The sequence below is a fragment of the Pantoea sp. VS1 genome, assembly GCF_002207995.1.
Lineage (GTDB): Bacteria > Pseudomonadota > Gammaproteobacteria > Enterobacterales > Enterobacteriaceae > Pantoea > Pantoea dispersa.
Genome location: NZ_NHZE01000018.1, coordinates 1 through 23,619 on the forward strand (window position 1 = coordinate 1; position 23,619 = coordinate 23,619).

19 protein-coding genes are annotated in these 23,619 nt (G+C 43.8%); all 19 read right to left on the reverse strand.

Going from position 1 to position 23,619, the window contains the following annotated elements; genetic code table 11:
* On the reverse strand, positions 1-1,952 hold a 1,952-nt coding region (locus tag CBW22_RS26020), incomplete at its 3' end, for a hypothetical protein (RefSeq protein ID WP_141097308.1).
* A 1-nt stretch (position 1,953) separates the two neighbouring features.
* Positions 1,954-2,874 carry a hypothetical protein gene (locus CBW22_RS10220; RefSeq protein WP_088516585.1) on the reverse strand — a complete coding sequence of 307 codons (921 nt, stop codon included), beginning with the start codon at positions 2,872-2,874 and terminating at the stop codon, positions 1,954-1,956.
* Between the two features lie 28 nt (positions 2,875-2,902).
* Positions 2,903-3,850 carry a glycosyltransferase family 2 protein gene (locus tag CBW22_RS10225; protein ID WP_088516586.1) on the reverse strand — a complete coding sequence of 316 codons (948 nt, stop codon included), beginning with the start codon at positions 3,848-3,850 and terminating at the stop codon, positions 2,903-2,905.
* 86 nt (positions 3,851-3,936) lie between these two features.
* Complete coding sequence (gene gndA, locus CBW22_RS10230; protein WP_088516587.1) at positions 3,937-5,346, reverse strand: NADP-dependent phosphogluconate dehydrogenase; 1,410 nt, start codon at positions 5,344-5,346, stop codon at positions 3,937-3,939.
* A gap of 133 nt (positions 5,347-5,479) precedes the next feature.
* On the reverse strand, positions 5,480-6,595 hold the full coding sequence (locus CBW22_RS10235; protein ID WP_088516588.1) for a glycosyltransferase family 4 protein: 1,116 nt from the start codon (positions 6,593-6,595) through the stop codon (positions 5,480-5,482).
* Positions 6,592-7,758, reverse strand: coding sequence for a glycosyltransferase family 4 protein (locus CBW22_RS10240; RefSeq protein ID WP_088516589.1), 1,167 nt, complete (start codon positions 7,756-7,758; stop codon positions 6,592-6,594). The genes CBW22_RS10235 and CBW22_RS10240 overlap by 4 nt, the downstream gene beginning before the upstream one ends.
* Positions 7,734-8,636, reverse strand: a complete 903-nt coding sequence (locus CBW22_RS10245; protein ID WP_088516590.1) for a GDP-mannose 4,6-dehydratase — start codon at positions 8,634-8,636, stop codon at positions 7,734-7,736. Before CBW22_RS10245 ends, CBW22_RS10240 begins: the two co-directional genes overlap by 25 nt.
* A gap of 1 nt (position 8,637) precedes the next feature.
* A complete protein-coding gene (gene gmd, locus CBW22_RS10250; RefSeq protein ID WP_058757304.1) occupies positions 8,638-9,678 on the reverse strand; it encodes a GDP-mannose 4,6-dehydratase in 1,041 nt (346 codons plus the stop codon).
* Positions 9,679-9,717: 39 nt separating this feature from the next.
* Positions 9,718-11,103, reverse strand: coding sequence for a glycosyltransferase family 4 protein (locus CBW22_RS10255; RefSeq protein ID WP_088516591.1), 1,386 nt, complete (start codon positions 11,101-11,103; stop codon positions 9,718-9,720).
* Complete coding sequence (locus CBW22_RS10260) at positions 11,096-12,313, reverse strand: glycosyltransferase (protein WP_088516592.1); 1,218 nt, start codon at positions 12,311-12,313, stop codon at positions 11,096-11,098. The genes CBW22_RS10255 and CBW22_RS10260 overlap by 8 nt, the downstream gene beginning before the upstream one ends.
* Before the next feature lie 5 nt (positions 12,314-12,318).
* Positions 12,319-13,236 carry an FkbM family methyltransferase gene (locus tag CBW22_RS10265; RefSeq protein WP_088516593.1) on the reverse strand — a complete coding sequence of 306 codons (918 nt, stop codon included), beginning with the start codon at positions 13,234-13,236 and terminating at the stop codon, positions 12,319-12,321.
* Between the two features lies 1 nt (position 13,237).
* Positions 13,238-14,455: an ABC transporter ATP-binding protein gene (locus CBW22_RS10270; protein WP_088516594.1), complete on the reverse strand. Its 1,218-nt coding sequence runs from the start codon at positions 14,453-14,455 to the stop codon at positions 13,238-13,240.
* The gene (locus CBW22_RS10275; RefSeq protein WP_058757300.1) at positions 14,455-15,252 is read right to left on the reverse strand and encodes an ABC transporter permease; all 798 of its coding nucleotides are present in this window, start codon (positions 15,250-15,252) and stop codon (positions 14,455-14,457) included. The genes CBW22_RS10270 and CBW22_RS10275 overlap by 1 nt, the downstream gene beginning before the upstream one ends.
* Positions 15,249-16,628, reverse strand: coding sequence for a phosphomannomutase CpsG (cpsG, locus tag CBW22_RS10280; protein ID WP_088516595.1), 1,380 nt, complete (start codon positions 16,626-16,628; stop codon positions 15,249-15,251). Before cpsG ends, CBW22_RS10275 begins: the two co-directional genes overlap by 4 nt.
* Before the next feature lie 14 nt (positions 16,629-16,642).
* On the reverse strand, positions 16,643-18,058 hold the full coding sequence (locus CBW22_RS10285; RefSeq protein WP_058757298.1) for a mannose-1-phosphate guanylyltransferase/mannose-6-phosphate isomerase: 1,416 nt from the start codon (positions 18,056-18,058) through the stop codon (positions 16,643-16,645).
* A gap of 519 nt (positions 18,059-18,577) precedes the next feature.
* The gene (galE, locus tag CBW22_RS10290) at positions 18,578-19,591 is read right to left on the reverse strand and encodes a UDP-glucose 4-epimerase GalE (RefSeq protein WP_058757297.1); all 1,014 of its coding nucleotides are present in this window, start codon (positions 19,589-19,591) and stop codon (positions 18,578-18,580) included.
* Between the two features lie 45 nt (positions 19,592-19,636).
* Positions 19,637-20,533, reverse strand: a complete 897-nt coding sequence (gene galF, locus CBW22_RS10295) for a UTP--glucose-1-phosphate uridylyltransferase GalF (RefSeq protein ID WP_021509335.1) — start codon at positions 20,531-20,533, stop codon at positions 19,637-19,639.
* A gap of 525 nt (positions 20,534-21,058) precedes the next feature.
* A complete protein-coding gene (locus tag CBW22_RS10300) occupies positions 21,059-22,399 on the reverse strand; it encodes an MOP flippase family protein (RefSeq protein ID WP_021509334.1) in 1,341 nt (446 codons plus the stop codon).
* Positions 22,396-23,619, reverse strand: coding sequence for a glycosyltransferase (locus CBW22_RS10305; RefSeq protein ID WP_058769967.1), 1,224 nt, complete (start codon positions 23,617-23,619; stop codon positions 22,396-22,398). Before CBW22_RS10305 ends, CBW22_RS10300 begins: the two co-directional genes overlap by 4 nt.

A 23,619-nucleotide genomic window follows, 5' to 3' on the forward strand; every position in this document is an offset into this window, starting at 1 on the left:
CTATAATACCATCCATCATCAAGTACAAAGTCAAGATTGAAATCTGTATCATTTATAACAAAAGGATAATGGATGTTTTCGGAGTTAAGATATTCGGTATATTTCTTTTCATCTAAACTAATAACAGCATAGTAATCTCTTTCTTTAACATTGAAGAATGGAATCTCATCTAATTTATAAATTAAAGACGAATAATTCTTTTTTATAACAGCGGGACACTTGAAATCCAGATCATTTTTAAGTGAAATCCGCTTTTCTGATGATAAAGGCAGTAGTGTATCCTCAGGGCATTCCCAATAATGGGCAGACCATAACATGTTAACAAAAGGAATTATGATATAATCAACGTCTTTATTTAATAACAACTGAGTTATATAAGGAATTTGAGCGTCAGAAACTGCTCCTTGTAGATTGAGCATAACCGGCGGCCAATGCAATTTAGCCACATCTAAATTCTTATCACCACCAATATTAAAGGTTTTGAAATTAGAATAAGGCGCTAAATAATTAGCAAAGAAATCATTATTCCATGGAATGAATGCCACTCGAGACGAACGATCGATATCAATTTTAAGATTGTCGACCATTTTCTTGTTAATATCCGCTACGGATAAAAAATTAGCTCTTCCATAGTTCCATGCCTTAGATAAATGAGGGAGAAATAGAGCGACCAGTAAAATTGAAAATATATATTGCCTCATTTTACTTACTCTTACCAACATACTTAAAGTTAGAACCCAAAAGCAAAAGGATGCCAAAGCGATCCACCTATATGAGGCGCGCATAACATTGAAGCCAGGAGGGTATTGCGATATAAAAGAATTACCAGTTGGAGCTAATGCATACTTCTCAGGCATTAGCATAGTATTAGCCATATCAGATGGCGCGATGTAATCATCAGGTTTAAATGAGAAAAGCTTTATCGATGGTCCTAGTGCCATATAAACAGAAAAAACACCCAAAATAAAAACACAATAAAACCAGATACTTTTTCTCTTGTTTTGATACCATCCAATTACACCTAACAATAAAAATGGCAAAATAAAGCTCGTATTCCATACTGAGGCATCACCAAAAAATTGTGATGCTGTTCGATGTTTCGACAAAGCTAATAGATCATAAAACCAAAACACACCTTGAGTAGGAATAAACAAAAAGCTTAAATCTAACCCCCAACCTCTAAAAAAATCTAAAGACTCTGGCTGATATGAACTTTTCCCTATGAAACAGGAATAAAGAAGGTAAGCACAGCAAAAAGCCACTAAATAGCCAATTAATTTCTTGAGAAAGAATGATTTTTTATTGGCTGATTGAAGGAATGAGAATAAAGCTATTGCAGATGCTGCTACCGCAAACATGATAAAAGTATAGCCATCCATAAAAACGGATATAATTACAGAACTTAGAAAGGCTAAAAACTTTAATGAAAGCTGTCTGAAATCATATTCAGATGCCTGAAAGAAAACATAGGTTATCCAACAATAAAATGGAATGAGAGCTATTCCAAGCATCAACATCGAATAGCCCGAGTGGCGTCCGATAACTGGTGTGATAAGCCAAAGCAATGAAAAAATAGATGCAATATTTTGGCTTGCATGAAATAACCTACTGATTTTATAGCATCCTAAGAATGCCAAGCCAATATATAAAGCAAAAACTAAGCTATAAGCAGCCTCGGGCAAAATGCCGAACTTAATTAACCAACTTAATGGTAAAACAGCGGATAATCCAAATGCGATAGCGGCAGGGTGTGGGAACCCTATATCATAAGCATATAAATTGAAAAAACCTTCGTTAGATAGAGATTTCGCATAACCCATAGCCCACAGTGCCTGTCCCATTGTAGGCAGTGATAAAAAAGGTATAACATTGTTGATTATTAATGCCAATAATAAGCATATGGCACAGAAAACAAAATTCCCAGAAGAGAATTTAACCTCACCAACCATCATCTTAGTTGATTCTCCGAATATAAAAAGAAATAGCATAAAAAAACACATCACCTAACACAGTGACTATCCTGGAGATCAATACTGTTAAAATTATAATATCCTTATCGTATAATCCGCCCAATAAGTAAATAAGCACAACCTCTCTAATCCCCATACCTGCCGGAGCTCCAGGGGTGACCAATCCTATTAACCAGGCTGTAACAAAGGCTGCAGGCACGAAAAAGAGGGAATGCATTTTACTAAAATCAAGAAAACCCTGTTCACTTACAATGCAAATAAGGAAATAAAAGATAAATCCTGACAAGGTTAGAAATATAACTTGTTGTATAAAAGCTTTACCTAACAACTCATTAAAAAAAACAGATAAAAAGTAATAGAAAACGACTGTTGTTACTAAAAAAACAGGTAAAGATAATACTGTCGCTATTTCAGGAAGATTAAAATAAGCGGGGGCTGCAATTATCAGAAAAACTGCTCCACTTATTGCTAACAAACCAAGCTCCCAAACAGTGGACTTAGCAAGGGCTACTCCTGATACGCCATCTTTCAAACCTAATGCCTGACGGCCTGCCAAATGAAATATATTGCCAGGTATATATTTTCCAATTTGGGCTAGACCATAAGTTGAAACTGCCCACTTAAGCTTTTTCTCAGAACCAGACATTGCCAAAATGTTTTTCCAGGCGCATCCTAACAATAGACTACCAAGTCCATAAAGAACAACCAGTATCAACACAATGAGAACATGCTTCAAATTAAAAAACGACAAGCTCTCACTTGTAAGATAGCTATTCAAACGCAATGCTACAAAGATAATGCTCAGTATTGCAATAAGGCCACCAATAAAATTCAACGCTTTTGCGTAATTTTTTTTATTAGCACTTACACTTGTGCTATTGTTTACAGGTATTTTACCGTTCATCTCATCCACACCCTAATACAATACCGAATCACTCTTTTTCATCATGTAATATCTTATTTGTCTTAACACGAATATCTTCTAATAATTTTCGGTTGGCGGATAACAAATCAGCCAAAAATGAGACTAATATCGTTTGGAATCCCATCATGATTAAAATGGCGGAAAGAATCAGCGACTGAATATGCCCTTCACCATCACGGAAAAAGTAAAAATATAAATATCTTATACTAATCAAAACCCCGACTGACATCAATAAAGAACCGATTGTTAAAAAGAATCTGAATGGTCTATAGATGACAAATATTCTTATAATAGTAAATATACTTCTTTGAATATATGAGGGAATACTTTTTACTAGCCTTGATGGGCGAAGGTCATCATTAACGTCAACAGGTACAGAGCAGATTGAAATATCTTTTTGTCCCGCCTGAATTATGGTTTCTAATGTGTAAGTATATTCGCTAAAAACGATCAATTTCTGTGCGGCGCTTCGGCTTATTGCTCGAAACCCACTAGGTGCGTCAGGAATATTTGTTTTACTTGCTCCCCTTACAACCCAACTACCCAATTTTTGCAGAAACTTTTTTGCAGGTGAAAAATGTTCAATGGTTGCTATTGGTCTGGCACCGATAACCATTTCAGCTTTTTTTTCAAGAATTGGAGTTACTAAATCAGGAATATTATCAGCATTGTATTGATTATCTGCATCAGTGTTAATTATTACATCAGCACCTAATTTTAGACAGTTATCTATACCCGTCATAAAAGCTACTGCTAATCCTTTATTACCCATATGTTGAACAATATGATCAACACCGCATTCCTTAGCGACTTCAACAGTATTGTCCGTACTGCCATCATCAATTATAAGCCATTCGACTTTATCAAACCCCTTGACATGACGGGGTAACGCTGCCAAAGCAATTGCTAAAGTTCCAGCCTCATTGAAACATGGCATTTGAATAATAAGTTTCACTTTTTAAATCCCGAGATAATTTAATTGAATAATAAAAGAAAACAAAAAATCCCAGCAAGCTGGGATTTTTTACTAAAGATAAATGATCAAACTAGCCATTCAGTATGGAACACACCGTCTTTATCAATACGCTTATAAGTGTGCGCACCAAAGTAGTCGCGCTGCGCCTGAATCAGGTTGGCAGGCAGCACTTCTGAGCGATAGCTATCGTAGTATGCAATTGCCGCTGAGAAGGTTGGCGTTGGAATACCGTTCTGGATGGCATAAGAGACAACATCACGCAGCGCCTGCTGATATTCATCTGCGATGTTTTTGAAGTAGGGATCCAGCAACAGGTTAGCGATGCTAGCATTGGTCGCATAAGCATCAGTAATTTTCTGCAGGAACTGTGCACGGATGATGCAACCAGCACGGAAGATCTTCGCGATTTCACCGTAATGCAGATCCCAGTTGTTCTCTTCTGAAGCCGCACGCAGCTGAGAGAAGCCCTGAGCATAAGAAACGATCTTACCCAGATACAGTGCACGGCGCACTTTCTCAATGAACTCAGCTTTGTCACCGGTGAAGGCTTGCGCCTGAGGGCCAGTCAGCACTTTAGAAGCTGCAACACGCTGTGACTTGAGTGAAGAGAGGTAACGAGCGAATACTGACTCAGTGATCAGAGAAAGTGGCTCGCCAAGGTCCAGGGAGCTCTGGCTGGTCCATTTACCGGTACCTTTGTTGGCTGCCTCATCCAGAATCACATCAACCAGGTATTTACCGTCTTCATCTTTCTTGGTGAAGATATCTTTGGTGATGTCGATCAGGTAGCTACTCAGCTCACCGTTGTTCCAGTCAGTGAAGGTTTTAGCCAGCTCTTCGTTGTTCAGACCGAGTGCGCCTTTCAGTAAAGCGTATGCTTCTGCAATCAGCTGCATATCGCCATACTCGATACCGTTGTGCACCATCTTCACATAGTGACCAGCACCGTCCGGACCGATGTAAGTAACGCAGGCTTCACCGTCTTCTGCACGCGCAGCAATTTTATCCAGAATTGGCGCTACCAGTTCATACGCTTCTTTCTGACCGCCAGGCATGATCGACGGGCCTTTCAGTGCGCCCTCTTCACCGCCGGAGACACCGGTGCCGATGAAGTTGAAGCCCTGATCAGACAGTTCTTTATTACGACGGATAGTGTCTTTATAGAAGGTGTTACCACCATCAATCAGGATGTCGCCCTTATCAAGGTGTGGCGTCAGTGAAGCGATGGTTTTGTCTGTCGCTTCACCTGCCTGTACCATCAGAAGGATGCGGCGGGGTTTTTCTAACGACTCGACAAACTCTTCCACGGAGTAATAAGGAGCAAGTTTTTTGCCCTGATTTTCAGCGATAACTTCATCAGTCTTTTCACGTGAACGGTTAAAGATTGAGACTGTGTAACCGCGGCTTTCGATGTTAAGAGCAAGGTTACGCCCCATCACTGCCATACCTACAACGCCGATCTGTTGCTTGGACATTACATACTCCTGTCTGTGGTCTCGCTAGGTGTTACCAGTAACACCATTCAGTAAGTGACCAATATGTTAACTCATGAGAGGTGATAAGAGGTAATTATTGATGCTTTTTAAGAAATGCAGCGAGTGATGAAATTTACTTATTTAACAGGGACATATACAAGCCTGCATAACTTTCAATCATCTTGTCCGCTGTAAAAAGTTTTTCGAATCGTTGTTGAGCAGCCTGGCCAAAGGTATGAGCCTTCTCTGGGTTGAACCAGATCTCATCCATAGCTTTGCGTAAAGCCCTGGGGTCTGAAGGCGGGACAACCAGACCGGTAAGACCGTCAATATTGATGAAAGTAGTACCGGTTCCAATTTCGCTTGAAATCAGTGGTTTTGAGTACAAAGCCCCTTCAAGCAAAGAAATACCAAAAGCTTCAGAACGAAGATGTGAAGGAAAAACTAAGCAAGTGCAAAGCTGTAATAACGCAGATTTATCGTCATCCTGTAATGCACCAAGGAAATGAATATTGTCGATACCCAACGACTGGGCTTGCGCTTTCAGTTCAGATTCGATGGGTCCCGCACCAACAATGACAACAGGATAATCACTACCAGCGACAGCATCGATGAGTATGTGAAGCCCTTTATAGTAACGAAAAGTCCCAATGAAAAGAAAAAAGCCGTTAGGGAATCGCTGGGACCACTTTTCTAATACCTGGGGATCATTGTTTTGATAAAAACTTTCATTCAGACCATAGGGAATGACCTTAACTTTATCTTTAAATTTTTGCAGAATCGGGCTACTTTCGACATAATTTGGTGATGCAGCAACAATGCAATCTACACTGGAAAGGAACCTATTCATCAATGGTGTATAAAGTTTTAGCAAAGCCTTTTGTTTAACAATATCGGAATGATAGCTTACGATCGATGGCTTTTTTGTAAAATTTGAGAAATGCAGGACATCCATAAACGGATAGGGAAAATGATAATGAATAATGTCTGCCTGTGTTGCTAGCTTTTTAAACTCAGCAATAGCAGTAAATGAAATTGGCGTAGAAGCATACTCAAATAATGTTTTAACACGATGAATAGTATGATGATCCAACATTGAAATAGCATCATCAAAATCAGGACTATGCGTAAAAACCGTTGATTGGATATTTTCTTTCACACCGCCTTCAGCGAGCTGATAAATAACTTGCTCAATCCCACCAAAAGTATCCGGGTAATATGTTTTATAGCAGTGAAGGACTTTTATCATATTAATTTAGAAACCTGATCATACGCTTCTATCGTTTTATCGGCACAGAATGACCACGAATAATTTTGGGCTTGACTAAGACCAACCTGGATCATTTTCTGTTTCAACTCCTCATCATTAATCATCATTTTCAGATAATGCGTGAGCAATTCTATGTCTTCCGGTTCATGCATTAGCGCGGCATCTCCAACAACTTCAGGTAATGACGTTGCATTTGAACAAATAACGGGAGTGCCAGATGACATAGCCTCCAAAACTGGTAATCCAAACCCTTCATAAATCGAAGGAAAGAGGAAACTGTTAGCAGCGCTAAAGAGCATGGGTAAATCGTTACCTGGCACAAAGCCTAAATATTTCAACCAGCCTTCCCGCTCGCCTTTATCAAAAAGACGAAAGAGCTCTTCATTTTCCCAGCCTTTATATCCGCTAATAACGAGCGGGAAATTGTTCTTCTCTTGTAATGACAAGCGATCATATGCACGTAGAAGCGTTAAAATATTTTTTCTGGGTTCGATTGTACCAGTATAAAGAAAGAAGCGACGCCATTTTAAATGATACTTATCCAATACTGCGTGAACATCCTCTTGAGTTCGCGAATGAAATTGGTGATTACACGCCAATGGTGCAACTGAAATTTTCTTCTCATCCAACGAAAAAAATTCCATCAACTCATTTTTTGTATAATACGAATCCGTTATCAATACCGAAGCACGCTTTACAGTGTTACGCAACTCTTTCTGCATGAGATGTACTCTCCCAGCAGGATGGAACTGTGGCCAATGAAATACTGACAGATCGTGAAAAGTCGCAACGCAATTTTTAACACGCGGAGGGAGATAATAATTAGGACTATGGTAAATGTATTCTTTGAATTTTTTAAGTGCCCGGGACTTTAAATGAGGAAAAACAAGGCGATAAACTTCACTAACTATTTTGCTTTTTTGTAACTCTCGCTTAAGCGACTGAACGGATTGCGAAGATTCACTCGCAACCGCCAATGAATCTCTTATTCTTGTTCCATGCAAAAAAGTAAGTGAAAGTTTATCTTCCCGTTGCTGAAGTTGTTTCGCCAGTTCAAAAGCATAACGCCCGATACCCGTTAAAGGGTATTTTATGCAATCCGTCGAGAAAACAACCTCTAGCTTTTTGTTTCCAGCATCCATTTCAGAGTTTCCCTAAGTGGTACTTTTTGCATTTCATGGCCAATCAGACTATTCAGCAACGAAATATCACCGCACAACTCTTTGATTTCATTTGGTCTAACAAAACCAGGATTTACCTCAATGGTTATGGAGTGACCGGTAATATCTTCACAAAGGCTAATAACATCTCTAAGTGAATGCATCTCTCCAGTAGCAACATTGACCACTTCCCCAAAAGCTTTACACTTTAGTAATTCAGCATAGCATTTAACTAAATATCGTACATCTGAGAAGTCACGCCATACATCTATATTACCAAGTTCAATAACGTCTTTACGTTCGCGGAAATGTTTGACAATTTTAGGAATTAAAAAATTCTCAGCTTGCCCTACTCCTGTATAGTTAAAAGGACGGGTAATAATTAGTGGCAACTTATCTTTAAACAGGTTAGCCATGTATTCCATAGCGAGTTTGCTAACGGCATAATCATTGGCAGGATTCGGAAGCGTTGATTCATTAAGCTTACCAGCAATATTATTTCCATAAACGTTTGCGCTACTTGCCACTAATACGGCTTCGGGCTTTTTCTTTGTTTCTGTTAACGCAGATAGCAAGTTGCGCGTGCCGGAAAGGTTGACATCATAGAATGCGTTCGGATTTGAGTGACCAACAAAAGCAATTGCTGCCAAATGAATGACCACATCGGGACTTATACAATCTACTGCGTTTTTAACTTGAATATTATCTGTGAGATCTACTTGAAAATAGTTATCGATATTATCCGAGGAAGCTGAACCCAGGCCATAAACATCATATCCAGCAGCGGAAAGTTCCGCTGCCATATAATGGCCGGTAAAGCCCTTGATCCCGGTGATCAATGCTTTTTTGCCATTAGTCATATTAGAAAGAGAATCCTTGTTCGTTACGGCGAAGGTCTTCTTTAACCATCATAGCACATAACTCTTCAAGAGTAGTTTTAGGTTCCCATCCAAGAATATCCTTAGCACGCTGGGGATTACCGATCAGTAATTCAACTTCGGCTGGACGGTAGAATTTTGGATTCACTTTTACAACAACTTTATTTGTTGCCACGTCAATTGCCACTTCCTGTTCGTCTTTACCTTCGAAACGTAATTCAATACCAGCAGCTTTAAATGCCATCGATACGAAGTCACGTACAGTTTCTGTTCGGTTGGTAGCAAGTACAAAGGTATCCGGTTCATCTGCCTGAAGCATCAACCACATTCCTTCTACATACTCTTTAGCAAAGCCCCAGTCGCGTTTCGCATCAAGGTTGCCCAGTTCAAGTACATCAAGCTTACCAAGTTTGATTTTTGCAACTGAATCAGTGATTTTGCGAGTAACAAATTCTTGACCACGCAGCGGGGATTCATGGTTAAACAAAATTCCGCTTGAAGCAAAAATGTTATAGCTTTCACGGTAGTTAATCGTCATCCAGTGCGCATACAACTTAGCCACGCCATATGGGCTTCTTGGATAGAATGGTGTGTCTTCTTTTTGAGGGATAGCCTGAACTTTCCCAAACATTTCGGACGTAGAAGCCTGATAGAACCGAATTGATGGATTAACGATTCGGATGGCTTCAAGCAAATTTACAGGGCCTACACCTGTTATTTCGGCAGTCGTCAATGGTTGTTCGAATGAGACACCAACAAAGCTCTGAGCAGCTAAGTTGTAAACTTCAGTTGCACCGCTAGTTTGAAGAAGGCGAATACTTGCTGATAGATCAGTCAAATCATATTCGATCAGATGCAAGCTTGGGTTGTTTTTAATTCCCAACTCTTCAATACGCCAGAAATTCACGGAGCTAGTACGACGATATGTGCCATAAACTGTATAATTTTTCTGTAAGAGAAGCTCTGCAAGATAAGCACCATCTTGTCCAGTGATACCAGTTACGATTGCAACCTTGTTACTCATAAGAAATTCCACTTTTTTTGGTTAAACATAAATACAGTTTTACTTTACTAATATAGATTCAGCAGTATCAGACCATTTGGTTGAACTATATTCCTTACTGATTCTTAACTCTTTCTGCCTTATAACATCCGGATTTTCAATAAGATACTTAATATTATTTGACCATGCAGGCACATCCCAGGGATCCACATAATCGAGCAAATCCCCAGCGATTTCTGGGATAGATGCTGCTGAAGAAGCCAGGCAGTATTTTCCAAACGCTAAACTCTCAGCAACAGGCAATCCCCAACCTTCATATAATGACGGATAAACTGTAAACCAACAATTTTTATAGAGCAGTGTTAATTCTGGATCGGAAACATTATTCAATTGAATAATATTACCTTTCACCCTTGGATCCAGATTCAAATCGGTAATAAAATCATTCATACCCCAACCAGGCATGCCAACAAATACAAGTAATGGCAGATCATGGACCTTGCTATCCACTAGTCTTGTATAGGCTTTGTATAATACCTCATGATTCTTTCTTCTTTCAATCGTCGAAACAAATAATAAATATTTCTTGCCCAATAAAAATTGTACTTCATTAGAGATTTCTGGTTGCGTATCAACTTCACTAATTTCACAACCTAACTTAACGATAGTTAACCTTGGAATAGGCGTTCCAAGTTGCTCTAACAATTCTTTCAAATCATCCCTGGAGCATTTAGAAATACAAAATATTTCATCGGCACACCAGGCAACATCGGAAAAATAATGTGAAAATTTTCCAGCAACGTCCCCCACACAAAGATGAGGTAATTTTACAGGAATCACATCGTAACAGAAAAGCTTAACTTTAAGATTGAGCTCTTTTTTTAATCTATATAAATACTGAAAATCTTTTTGATCCCAATCCAGTCCCATTGATATGTATTCATCACCCTGGCTAAAAGGTGAATTCACATTATCAGAAGCCCTATGTCCTAGCTGCTGGACGTTTACGGGAGTTGCATTAGGTTTTAACAACTGCTGCAAAGCTAACTTTGCATATCTTAAAGAAGCTAACAAACTACTAGCCGCAATACGCCGTGGCAGAAGGTAGTTTAAAACTCTTCTCTGTAAGCTCGTTGGTAACTTACGAATTAAATTAAGAATGAAACTTTTGAATTTTGCTTTATAATTAATTGTTGACGGTCCGGGCTGAGCAATTAAAGTTTCTTTCTTTTTAATATGTCCATTTATCCGCTTGATTGTTTCTTCGACAACTCCTTTCTCTACCTCATAATAACCTTTTGATGGATTATATGCGCAGAATTTAATAGAGGCTGATGAATTCATCTTTAGGGCATACGTGGCGCATTCAACTTCTGTTCTGACAATACCAACAGCAGATCTATGCCATCCTAAAATTGTTGTGACATCAATCCAAGTATTATGCATTTAGACTAGCCTCATATTCTTTTTCCACCTCGAGAATCAAACTATCCAATGTTTTGTCCCATGTTAACTTTTCTAAGCTGGAAAGCTCTTTGGAATCTAAAATTGGTGAACTTCTCGTCAAAATTTGCCTGGTTCCTGAAAAGAATTCTTCAGGATTATTAATAATATTGATACGAGAGCTATCACAAAATTCTTCGAAACCTCTAAAAGCTGATAGAGTGCCTATTACTGGCTTGCCTGAGTAAAGAGCTTCAGCGGTTTTGAGATTTGAACCACCACCATGTTCAATAGGTAAAAAATATGCATGTGCTCTATTCTTAACTTCCGCTAAGTCATCATCATCTAACACATACAAAAACTCAAGACGGCTGATATTAATGCTAGCCCATTTCGATTTTAAAACTTCTTTATAAATATGTTCACAAACACTACCAGCAATAACAAGCTTACTATCTGGCGGAATACAAGCTAAACTATCCCCAATAATTTTATTAAAACTGGTAAAGTTAGGTGGATGAGCACTGGCAACATAGAGCATCCATGGGGATTTAGGTAATTTACTTTCCCATTTACTGGTCAAGGTATCCGTTTTCCATGGTTCAATACCATTTGCTGCTAACGTAATGGATTCCCGGCCCCAACCTTGCATAGACTTAACATCATTTTTTGTCACCGCAGCTACTACATCTGCTTCATGTACGGCTCTCATTTCCAGATGCTTGATGTCTTCGATTACATCGTCTCGGTCTGCAATATTATATTGTTCTAATATATCATTCTTTAATAAAAACTCTATGTTTTGAGAACCAAAAACCACGATCGCTTTTTTATATTTTGGAATGCTCTTTATTTTTTCGACCAGATTCCAGAGCCAACATTGTTCAACGTGAATTACGTCAATTTCTGTCGGGAGGTTAGCTAAAATTTTACTGAACCCTCCTTCATCTGAAGTAGCATATGCGCCAGTTAAAAGATCATTAATTAGTGGGACGTGTCTTCCCTTGTAAGATCTAAATAAGGAATCAACAGGAAACGGGATATCATAGGGACCAAGCTCGTCACCCAAAAAACTTTCTTCCTCATATACTGCGATGGACCTGGTCTTCCAACCATTTCGCTCGAACTTCTTGACTAACTGGCTAAGTCTGATCTGACCGCCATGTCTTGGTTTGGCAAATGGATAAGTGCTCAAAAAAAGGATGTTTTTCATTATATTTATTTCCTTCTTAAAAATGCTGAAACACGTCTAAAAGGAGATGTTAGCTTCCATGAGTGACTGCTGTAAACTTCACTCAATTTATTTTTCAAGATCATATTTTCATCCAAAAAAATACGTAACTCTTCATTCTTGTCTACTAAAAGCTCATTTAGAGAGCTAACCTCGTCATTCATTACTTGAAGATTATCTTGAAGCTCCGCGATAACTTCTTTATTCAAATGTTCAGCATAAGTAATAAATTCGTCAAAAACATTAGGTGGGTTTTTAAAATTAGGAAGTAATTCCTCATGCTCTTTGCTAATATAAAATCTATTCAAACCATCAAAGTATGAAAATATATAATCGTTAGCAAGCAATATCTCTTCCCAACTAGTATGACTTTCATTTTGTGAGTTTGGTGCTGTCGATTCAATAACAAGAATCCAGGGTCGATACTTTGACCAATCGTTACTCATTACGACTTGCTCTTCAACTCCTTCAACATCAATTTTTAGAAAATGTATATCAGTAATATTAGCTGGCAACGATTCTTCGATTGTTTGTTTAAGAGTTTTTACTGGCGTTTTTCTCCAAACGCCCTTAAATCCATTTAACTCATGTTGCTCGACAACACTTTTATCCAGTGTCGCCCACCCTCTAATATCAGATTCCCAAATATCTAATTCGCTTGTGCAATTTGATATAGCACAGTTCAGATTTATATCTCGTTCTCTATTTTCAACTAATGCATCGTAATGTTTTTTGAGTGGTTCTATATTTATCCCACTCCATCCATTTAGGTAAAAAAGATTGGTAACAGAATCGATTAGCGGGTCATTAGCACCAATATCAATATAGAATCCATTAGTTATATCTTTTAAAGAACGCCACAACATCACGTCTTCAAAGTTTTGAGCGAAACTTACTATCGGCATTTCAATTTATCTCTATATCTGGATCAATCCATGCGCATCCGGCAAAGTGTGGTTTATTAATGTTAATGATGTTAAAAACCATCGCCAAGTCTCGCCACTCGTAATTGTTAACTAAGTGAGTATCCGTACTGACTAATGCTGTTTGAATTGAGTAGCTACCAGGACCTAAGTTAGCGTTAAATCTAATGTTAAACACATACTCTGACCCTTTTTTGGCCTCAATTATGGCTTGTTTTTTTAAGTCAGTATTGGTTCCGTATATTACTTGTCCCAGTCTGTCTTTAATACCGTAACCCAACACAAGTCTCGGCAGATTTTCATTAACAACCACTGTTATTTTGAGTGTAACAGCTTCACCTACATCGATAAATTCAATGCTGTCTCCTTTCTGATTTAATATCCGAATATCTTTGACAGTTGCTTCTCCACTGCCCGATACAGTTTGGATACTACCATTAGCAAGCTCAACTTGTTCTATTTTCTGATTCTGTTTATCAGCCAGCAGAGCATTATAGTAATCCATTACAGACTCAGGATCTCCTTCCATCTCCAGCTTGCCCCTGTTTAATAAGATGGCTTTATCACAAATACTCTGGATGGATTGTTTATCATGCGAAACTATAAGGAGAGTCGTGCCTGCACGACTGAATTCTCTGATTCTATTGAAGCTTTTATGCTGAAAATAAGCATCACCAACAGAGAGTGCTTCATCAACAATAAGAATATCTGGTCTAACAGCTGTAGCGACTGAAAAAGCTAGTCTCATTTGCATCCCGCTCGAATACACTCGAACAGGCTGATCTATATATGCTCCGATCTCTGCAAACTCCTCTATCCCCGGCATCAGCTGATAAATTTCTTCAAGACTAAATCCTAAAAGCTGTCCAGACATAATTACATTTTGTCTACCTGTAAAATCTGGATGGAATCCCATCCCTAATTCCAGCATAGCTGCAACCCTACCTTCTAAACTAATTTTTCCAGTAGTTGGTTGCGTGGTACCAGTAATCATTTTTAGAAGTGTGCTTTTACCTGCGCCGTTAATCCCTATAATACCCAGCGCTTCTCCAGGATGGACCTCGAAGGAAATATTTTCTAATACCCATTTTAGCTTATGGCGTTTTCTTTTACCTGGTAGAAACCATTCCGCTAAACGACTCCACCTTGTAGGATACTGCTTATATGCTTTTCCAACATTATTAACTGTTATCTTACCCATTACAATTCATCCACCATTTCACCGGAATGCTTGCGAAACAACTTCAAGCCAATAACGCATAGAATAATCCCGATAAATAACGTAGGTATTAACTGGTGCAGTTGAGGCGATTCGCTTTTGACCAGAATATTCTGCGCTGCAGTAATTACTCCATACATGGGATTGTATGATAGGTATTGCTGAGCCTTAGCAGGCAATATGTCTGCAGGATATATGATCGGAGTTAGCCAGAACCAAAACTGGAGAGCTATTCCGAAAAATTGCCCAACATCTCGAAAAAAAACATTCAATACACCTAATGTGATACCCAAGCCAATTGCAAAGACCATTAATACTAAAAGCACTGGAATTAAGTAAAAATAACTCAACCCCGGAAAGTTGCCAGAAACCAACAAAAATAGTGTAAATAAGCTAAAAACTATTGAGAAGTTTAATAAAGCATTACATATAATTGTCACTGGCAAACATAAGCGCGGAAAGCTAATTTTTTTAAGTAGATTAGCATATTCAAGGAATACATTCTGGCCTCTACCGACGACTTCAGCGAAAAGTCCCCAAGTCAAAATACCGGAGCAAAGGTAAATGCTATAGCCAAAGCTATTAGTAACTCCAGGCATCCTCGAATGCATCACTTGAGAAAATATAACTGTGTAAACCACTATCATGGATAGTGGGTTAAGTATATTCCACAGCGCACCTAATAGTGAGTTTTGATATTTCGCTTGAAATTCTCGCTTAACATTACCTAAAACGAACCCACGATAACCCCATAAGGATTTAAAAAGAGATAGATTCATTCCTGCGCCTTAATTAAATAAGAGATAGCCTCAAGCTTTTCTTTCACTAAACCATCATTTGATCTTGATTCAACGTTCAATCTTAGTAATGGCTCAGTATTTGATGTTCTAACATTGAATCTCCAATCAGTAAATTCAAAGCTCAAGCCATCAATAGTATCTGATTTAAAAGCATCCAGTCCAAATTCACTTTTTAAATTTTCAAGAATTTTTTTTGCATCATTAACTTTATAGTTAATCTCGCCACTGCACGGAAACGCTTTCATACGTTCCGAAACCAGTTCAGACAGCGTCATTCCTTTCACCGCTAGCAACTCTGCTACCAGCAGCCACGGAATCATTCCGCTATCGCAATAGGCAAAATCACGGAAGTAATGGTGTGCGCTCATTTCGCCGCCGTACACCGCATCTTCTTCACGCATGCGCTCTTTAATAAACGCATGACCTGTTTTAGACATAACAGGTATGCCACCTGCTTTGGTGACGACGTCGATGGTGTTCCAGGTCAAACGGGGATCGTGAATGATCTTCGCGCCAGGCTCTTTTTTGAGGAAGGCTTCGGCCAGCAGGCCAACAATGTAATACCCTTCGATGAACTCTGCGTTCTCGTCAAACAGGAAGCAGCGATCAAAGTCGCCATCAAATGCGATGCCCATGTCGGCTTTGTTCGCGTTCACCGCGTCGGAGGTATCTTTCCGGCACTCTGGCAGTAAGGGATTAGGAATACCGTTCGGGAAATGACCATTCGCTTCATGGTGAACTTTAACGAAGGTGACCGGTGCATTCGCCAGCTGGAAGCGCTTTTCGATCTCATCGATAACGTGGCCGGCAGCGCCATTACCCGAGTTGATGACCAGCGTCATGGGTTTGGTGAAATTTGACAGATCAATGTAGCCCATCAGGTGATCGACATAGGCATCCAATACCGAGATCTGTTTATAGCTGCCACGCTTAGCTGCATCGACCGGCGCAAAATCGTTAGCTTCAGCCAGACGCTGAACATCACGTAAGCCTGTATCGCCACTGATCGGACGGGAACCTTCACGCACCAGCTTCATGCCGTTATAGTTCATCGGATTATGGCTTGCCGTCACTTCGATGCCACCATCAATGCCTAAATGGAAGGTGGCGAAATAAATCTCTTCCGTGCCGCTTAAGCCGATATCAAGTACATTGGTACCCGCATCCATTAAACCATTGGCCAGGGCCATTTTCAGGCTTTCGCTGGTCAGCCGAACATCGCCGCCCACAACAATCGTTTCCGGCTTTAAAAATTCGCCATAAGCGCGACCAATACGATATGCAATTTCTTCATTTAATTCCGCGCCAAGCTCACCGCGAATGTCATAAGCTTTAAAACAGGTCAATGCTGCCATGATCTCGTCTGTCCTTACTTACTTGCAAATTGTTCTTTAATCAGAATTAAATCGTCATCGCCCAGATAGGAGCCTGACTGAATTTCCAGCAGCTCTAACGGAATCTTGCCTGGATTTTCTAACGTGTGCTGATGGCCAATCGGAATAAAGGTCGATTGGTTTTCCGTCAGCAATAAGGTTTTATCCTGAATAGTCACTTTGGCAGTGCCGGATAAGATCACCCAGTGTTCAGTTCGGTGATAATGCATCTGTAATTCGAAACGTTCACCCGGTTTAACGGTGATACGATTTACATTAAAACGGCCGGTATTTACCACCAGATCGCAGCGTCCCCATGGCCAGTAAGTTTCACGGTGACGACGATATTCCGTACGGCATTCGCTCTTCAGGAACTCCACCACGCGTTTCACGTCCTGAACCTGATCTTTGCGCGCCACCAGCACGGCATCTTTGGTGTTAACAATCACCAGATTTTCCACGCCGATAGCTGCCACCAACTGATCTTCACTGTTGATGTAGCAATTTTTAGTGTTGTGCAGGAAGGTATCGCCCTTAAGCGAGTTACCGGCTGCATCTTTTTCATTCACTTCCCACAGCGCGGACCAGGATCCGACATCGCTCCAGCCCGCATCCAGCGGCACCACAACGGCTGCGTCCGTTTGCTCCATCACGGCATAATCAACTGACTCATCCGGGCAGGCAATGAAATCGTCTTTATCAATGCTAATGAAGTCGTTACCTTCTGCCACATTCGCCATGGCACGGCGGCAGGCATCCAGAATATCAGGACGGAATTTTTCCAGTTCCTGCAGATAACGTTTAGCGCGGAACATAAACATCCCGCTGTTCCAGTAATATTCACCGGAAGCCAGATAATCCTGAGCCGTTTTCAGATTCGGCTTTTCAACAAAACGCTGCACGCTAAACGGCGCATGTTCATCACCCGCCAGCTGCTCACCGCGATGAATATAGCCGTAACCGGTTTCAGGTCCGGTGGGCACGATGCCGAAGGTGACCAGATGTCCCTGCTTGGCATATTTCGTTGCGGTGGTGATGGCCTGGTGGAATGCCGCGCGGTTCTCAATGACATGGTCGGCGGCTAACACTAACAGCACCGGATCATCACCTTGCTCAATCGCGTTAATCGCTGCCAGAGCAATCGCCGGCGCCGTGTTGCGACCAACCGGCTCAAGGATGATGTTATGGGAAAGTTTGTTGATTTGACGAAGCTGTTCAGCGACGAGGAAACGGTGCTCTTCGTTGCAGATGACCAGCGGAGCTCGCGCTTCAACACCGGTCAGGCGGTTGACAGTCTCCTGCAGCATCGAGTGCTGTCCGTGCAAGCTGATGAACTGTTTTGGATACAATTCACGTGAAAGGGGCCACAAACGACTGCCGGTTCCTCCGGCCATGATTACGGGAAGTAACATTCCACAACCTCAAATGTGTCTTTTAGACTGCTCTATCATTTCCAGCGGGACAATTTTTCAGCAAAACAAAAAATAGCCACGCTACCGCCCTTGGCTTGCAGCAACCAATATGCTGTGTAACAAGTCAATCCTGTGCTTTCCGTCTCGGCTAATTATGGTCAATATTGCAGCATCAACCGCCTTGTCTGAGACCATCGCAAATAATACATTTTGTGCTGCCGAATTAACATGGTTATTGTCTGATGCCGACGCGGCGAATCTTAATTTCTTTTCATCGTTGCGGTTAACTGCAAGCTACTGAGTCGGAAAGAATATAGCTGGCCATTCGCAGAATGAAGGGCTGCAGCGGGGCTTCACTAAATCAATATGATGAGTTGTGAAGTTGATGCATTGGTCTGGCGCTGATTAGGATTTTTCTGCATCCCGCAAATGAATGCCTGAACAAAAAAACACCAAAGTAAATTATTTGCCCATAAAAAAACCCGGCATATGCCGGGTTTTTACTCATTACCTGCTTAATCACTTAAACCCATTCGGGTTCTTCGACTGCCAGTTCCAGGTATCACGCATCATCGCATCGATACCGCGCGTGACGCGCCAGTCGAGCTCTTTGTTCGCCAGGCTGGCATCCGCCCAGAACGCTGGCAGATCGCCGTCGCGGCGCGGTTTGAACTCGAATGGAATCTGTTTACCGGATGCCTGCTCAAACGCCTTGATCATCTCCAGCACTGAGAAGCCTTTGCCGCCGCCGAGGTTGTAAGCTTTGTAACCTTCAACTTTTGGCAGGTGATCCAGCGCTTTCAGGTGCCCTTCCGCCAGGTCGACGACATGAATGTAGTCGCGCTGGCAGGTACCATCTGGCGTCGCGTAGTCATCGCCAAACACGCCCAGCTTGTCGAGACGCCCAATCGCCACCTGCGCAATGTACGGCAGCAGGTTGTTCGGAATACCGGTTGGGTCTTCGCCAATCTCTCCAGATTCGTGCGCGCCGACCGGGTTGAAGTAGCGCAGCGCGATGGCTTTGAAGTTCGGCTCGGCTTTGGCGAAGTCGCGCATCACGAACTCAATCATCAGCTTGGAGGTGCCGTACGGACTGGTGGTGCCACCAATCGGCGTCGTTTCGACGTACGGAACCGGTGCGTCAGCGCCATACACGGTGGCGGATGAGCTGAAGATAAAGTTCCACACGCCGGCGGCGCGCATCTCTTCCAGCAGCACCACGGTCCCGGCGACATTGTTCTCGTAATATTCCAGCGGCATGCGCGTGGATTCGCCTACCGCTTTCAGCGCGGCGAAGTGGATGACGGCTGAGATGTCATTGCTGGCAAACAGATCGCGCAGGCAGGCGCGATCGCGGATGTCGCCTTCAACGAAGACCGCTTTCTTACCGGCCAGCTTCTCAACGCGATTGATTGCTTCGCGCGAGGCATTGCAAAGGTTATCCAGGACTACAACGTCGTCGCCGCGCTCTAACAGCGCCAGCACCGTATGGGAGCCGATGTACCCTGCTCCGCCCGTTACCAAAATAGCCATGTGTACTCCTTTAAAACCGCGCAACCTGCGCGGCGGGGAAAGAGATTATTTTGCCAGAATTTTTTGGATTGCTTCGCGGAAATCGCGGCCCTGGGTGTTGTTGCGCAGACCGTAAGAGACGAAGGCCTGCATGTAGCCGAGTTTACGACCGCAGTCGAAGCTGGTGCCGGTCAGCAGCTGAGCATCAACCGGTTTTTTCTGGCTCAGAGAGGCGATGGCATCCGTCAGCTGGATACGGCCCCAGGCGCCGGGCTCTGTGCGCTCCAGTTCACCCCAGATATCCGCAGAAAGCACGTAACGGCCCACGGCGGTCAGGTCTGAGTTCAGCTCGGACGGATGCTCAGGTTTTTCCACGAAGTTGGTGATGGTGCTGATATCGCCCGGGTTATCCAGCGGCTGCTCGGTGGTCAGCACGCCATATTCGGACAGGTCTTCGCCCGGCATGTGTTTCGCCAGAACCTGGCTGCGGCCGGTCTCTTCGAAGCGTGCCACCATCGCGGCAAGGTTGTAACGCAGGTGGTCAGCGGTAGAGTCATCCAGCAGCACGTCTGGCAGGACCACCACAAATGGGTTGTCGCCAATCATCGGACGGGCACACAGTACTGAGTGGCCAAGACCCAGCGGGTTCGCCTGACGCACGTTCATGATAGTCACGCCCGGCGGGCAGATTGACTGCACTTCGCTCAGCAATTGGCGTTTCACGCGCGCTTCAAGCAGCGCTTCCAGCTCGTAGGTGGTATCGAAGTGGTTTTCCACTGCATTTTTGGAAGCATGGGTGACCAGCACAATCTCCTTGATGCCCGCCGCCACGCACTCGTCGACAATGTACTGAATCATTGGTTTATCGACGATAGGCAGCATCTCTTTCGGAATGGCTTTAGTCGCAGGGAGCATATGCATACCGAGACCCGCAACCGGGATTACTGCTTTAAGCTTGGTCATATTTATTCCATTTCATGAAGTGAATACGTGGGGTCGATTATGCAGGATCGGCCGGTTGAGCAAGTATAATCTTTATCTGAAAAACCGGCACTAACTCTCTGTCAACACATAAAAAATCGTCAAAAAGTCCATCTGCCAGTCAGCGATGAGGCGGAAAAAAAAAGCGGCTAAATGGCTGAAAAACAGTGGAAGGCAGAGTGCTGAGCAATGACCGGTGAGGCCAGTGATTGCTGAGCGTTCAGACCGGCGTTGCGGAAACATCATTGGGGCGAAGGTGTGGTGTCGCAGCGGAAAAGGCTGGCGGCGATTAAGGATGTTGTTTTGACCGGTGGCGTCAGGGTTTGGTCGCAAAATGGCGTAATGCCGTTCAGTAACAGCAAATACAAATCGCATAAAATTCGTAGCGGCGCGATTTATCGCGCAATAAATTGCGCCGCTACCAAAAGTGCAACGGTTGCTGAACGGTTTCAGAGCTTAACTGACAAACATGTTGTCATTGCTAACGACCGCCCCCGTCATCACCGCTTACAGCCAGCCCTCAAACCACTCGGGCATCACGAACAGGTTGAAATGATTCACCAGCAGCATCAGGCCGACAAACACCACCGACACCGACACCCACTGGCGCGCATAGGGCATAAAGCGGATGCCAATCACCGGTTTGATGAAGAACGGATGCGCGAAGGCGGAGATCAGCACCTGGGAAATCGACAGCGTCAGCGCCACGTAAATCACGTTCGGCCAGATCCACGTAGTGGCCAGCACCACCACCACCACCAGGCTGGCGACGATATTCCAGTAGAACTCGACGTTGGTGCGTCCGTTCGCCTGGGAGATCGCGCCGGTCAGGCCGCCCATCGGGCGCAGCATACCGAACAGCAGCATCAGCGGGATCAGGTGATACACCTGCTCATGCGAAGCGCCATACAGCACACGCACAATCACCGGAGAGAGAATACCAATCGCCAGGTACATCGCACTGCTGAACAGCATGATGACGAAGGTGCCCTTGAGGAACAGTTTTTTCAGCTGCTCGGGATCGTGCTGCTTCTCAGCGAAGCGCGGCAGCGCCAGGCGGTTAATCACCGGCGACACCAGCTTCAGCGGCTGCAGAATCAGCTCTTTCGCCAGTGAGTAAATCCCCAGCATCTCGGCACCCATCACTTTACCGACGATCAGCGCATCGGCCTGAGTACGCAGCTGGTTAATGGTCTGCGAACCCAGCTGATAGATACCGTAACGCACCGCGCTGACAAAGGTTTTGCCGTCGAACTCCCAGGTTGGCCGCCACGACTTCTCGCCAAAGTAGATCATGCAGAGAATGCGCGTGAAAGCGTTAATGAACAGTCCGAGAATCGCCGCCGCCACCGTCAGCGAGGTGAAATAGAGCATCGCCACCGTACACAGGAAGGCAAACAGCTTGGTGCCCATTTCAATCTTCGCCAGCGTCACCATGCGTTTGGTTTTCACATAGTGTGCCTGATACTGCGACAGGTGGCCGAGCACGAGGAAGTTGAGGCTGGTGAGCATAATCAGCGCCGTCAGCTCCGGCAGATGGTAGAACCACGCCACCGGCCAGGCGATGGCCAGCATGATCAGACCGGTACAGAAGCTCAGCGAGACGTTAACCCAGTAAATGGTGCTCTGCTCACGACGTGTAATCTCCTGACGATGCACGATGTAGCTGCTCATGCCCATGTCCTGCAGCACGGTAGCCACCGCCAGAATGGCGTTGATGATCGCCAGCAAACCCAGCTCGTGCGCTTCCAGCTTACGCGCCAGCACCGCCAGCTGCAGCACCTGCAGCAGCGCGGCAAAGCAGGTGCTGCCAAACAGCCACACCGCCTGTTTTTTTAATCCACTCACACCATGCGCTCCAGAATTTTCGCCAGCTCACCGTAAGCGATGTGCTGATTGAACTCGGTTTCCACTTTATGGCGCGCTGCGGCCACCACCGGTGCAACGTCAACATCGCCGCGCGACAGGCGCAGCAGCGTGTCCGCCAGCTCGTCGGCATCATTTTCCGATACCAGCCAGCCGCTGACGTTATTCTGAATCAGCTCCGGGATGCCGCTGTGGTAGGTGGACACCACCGGCAGGCCGACCGCCATCGCTTCCATTAGCGCCACCGGAATGCCTTCCATATCGCCATCGGCGGCGGTTTTCGACGGCAACAGGAAGATATCGGCCTCGCTCAGCGCCTGACGAATCTCCTCCTGCGGCTTGAAGCCCGGCATGGTCACCATGTCTTCCAGGCCGGCACGCGCGATGTGCTCGCGCATCATGCCGTCCTGCTCGCCGTTACCAATGATGGTGAACTGGAACTGACCGCCGTTATCGCGCAGGATTTCACTGGCTTTGACCGCCACGTCCAGCCCTTTTTTCTCGGTCAGGCGCGCCACCGAAACAATGCGCAGCGGTTTGTGGAACGCGTCGCGCGGCTGGAAGTTAAACTTCTCCGGCTCGATACCCATACGCGTGACGTGCACTTTCTCGCGCGGACAGCCCATCTCAATCAGCTTGTTCTCCCACAGATGGCTGATCGGCAGCATCAGTTCGCTCTGTCTGAACAGGTTGATGTAATCCAGTTTGTGCTCTTCAAGAATGTGGCGACGCGAGATATCAGCACCGTGGAACACCGTCGCCTGCTTGCCCTTCAGCACCCCCAACTCGCGCAGTTTATTCGCCAGCGCACCGGCATAGCCGAAGTGCACCAGGAACACATCGGCGGTAAAGGTCTGCCGGGCATTGGCGACAATGGCTGGCAGCAGCAGCTTTTTCGCCTGCGCACCGTAGCGGCCAACGTTAAGCGACTTCAGCAGCGCCGGTTTGGCGATTTTCGGCAGCATCAGCCCGATGCGCTGGGTCAGTTTGTCGAGGTTTGATACCTTCTCTTCCGGCAGCAGATAGTGGGTTTTCGCCGCCAGATTGTACTCATCGAACGCGGCATGACGGTTGATCATGTCGCCCGGAAACACCGAGATGATCTCGACGTCATAGCCGGCATCGATGAAATGCGTCACCTGATTGAGGACAAACGTCTCAGAGGCAACCGGAAAACGCATGGTGAAAAAGGTTAGCTTCAT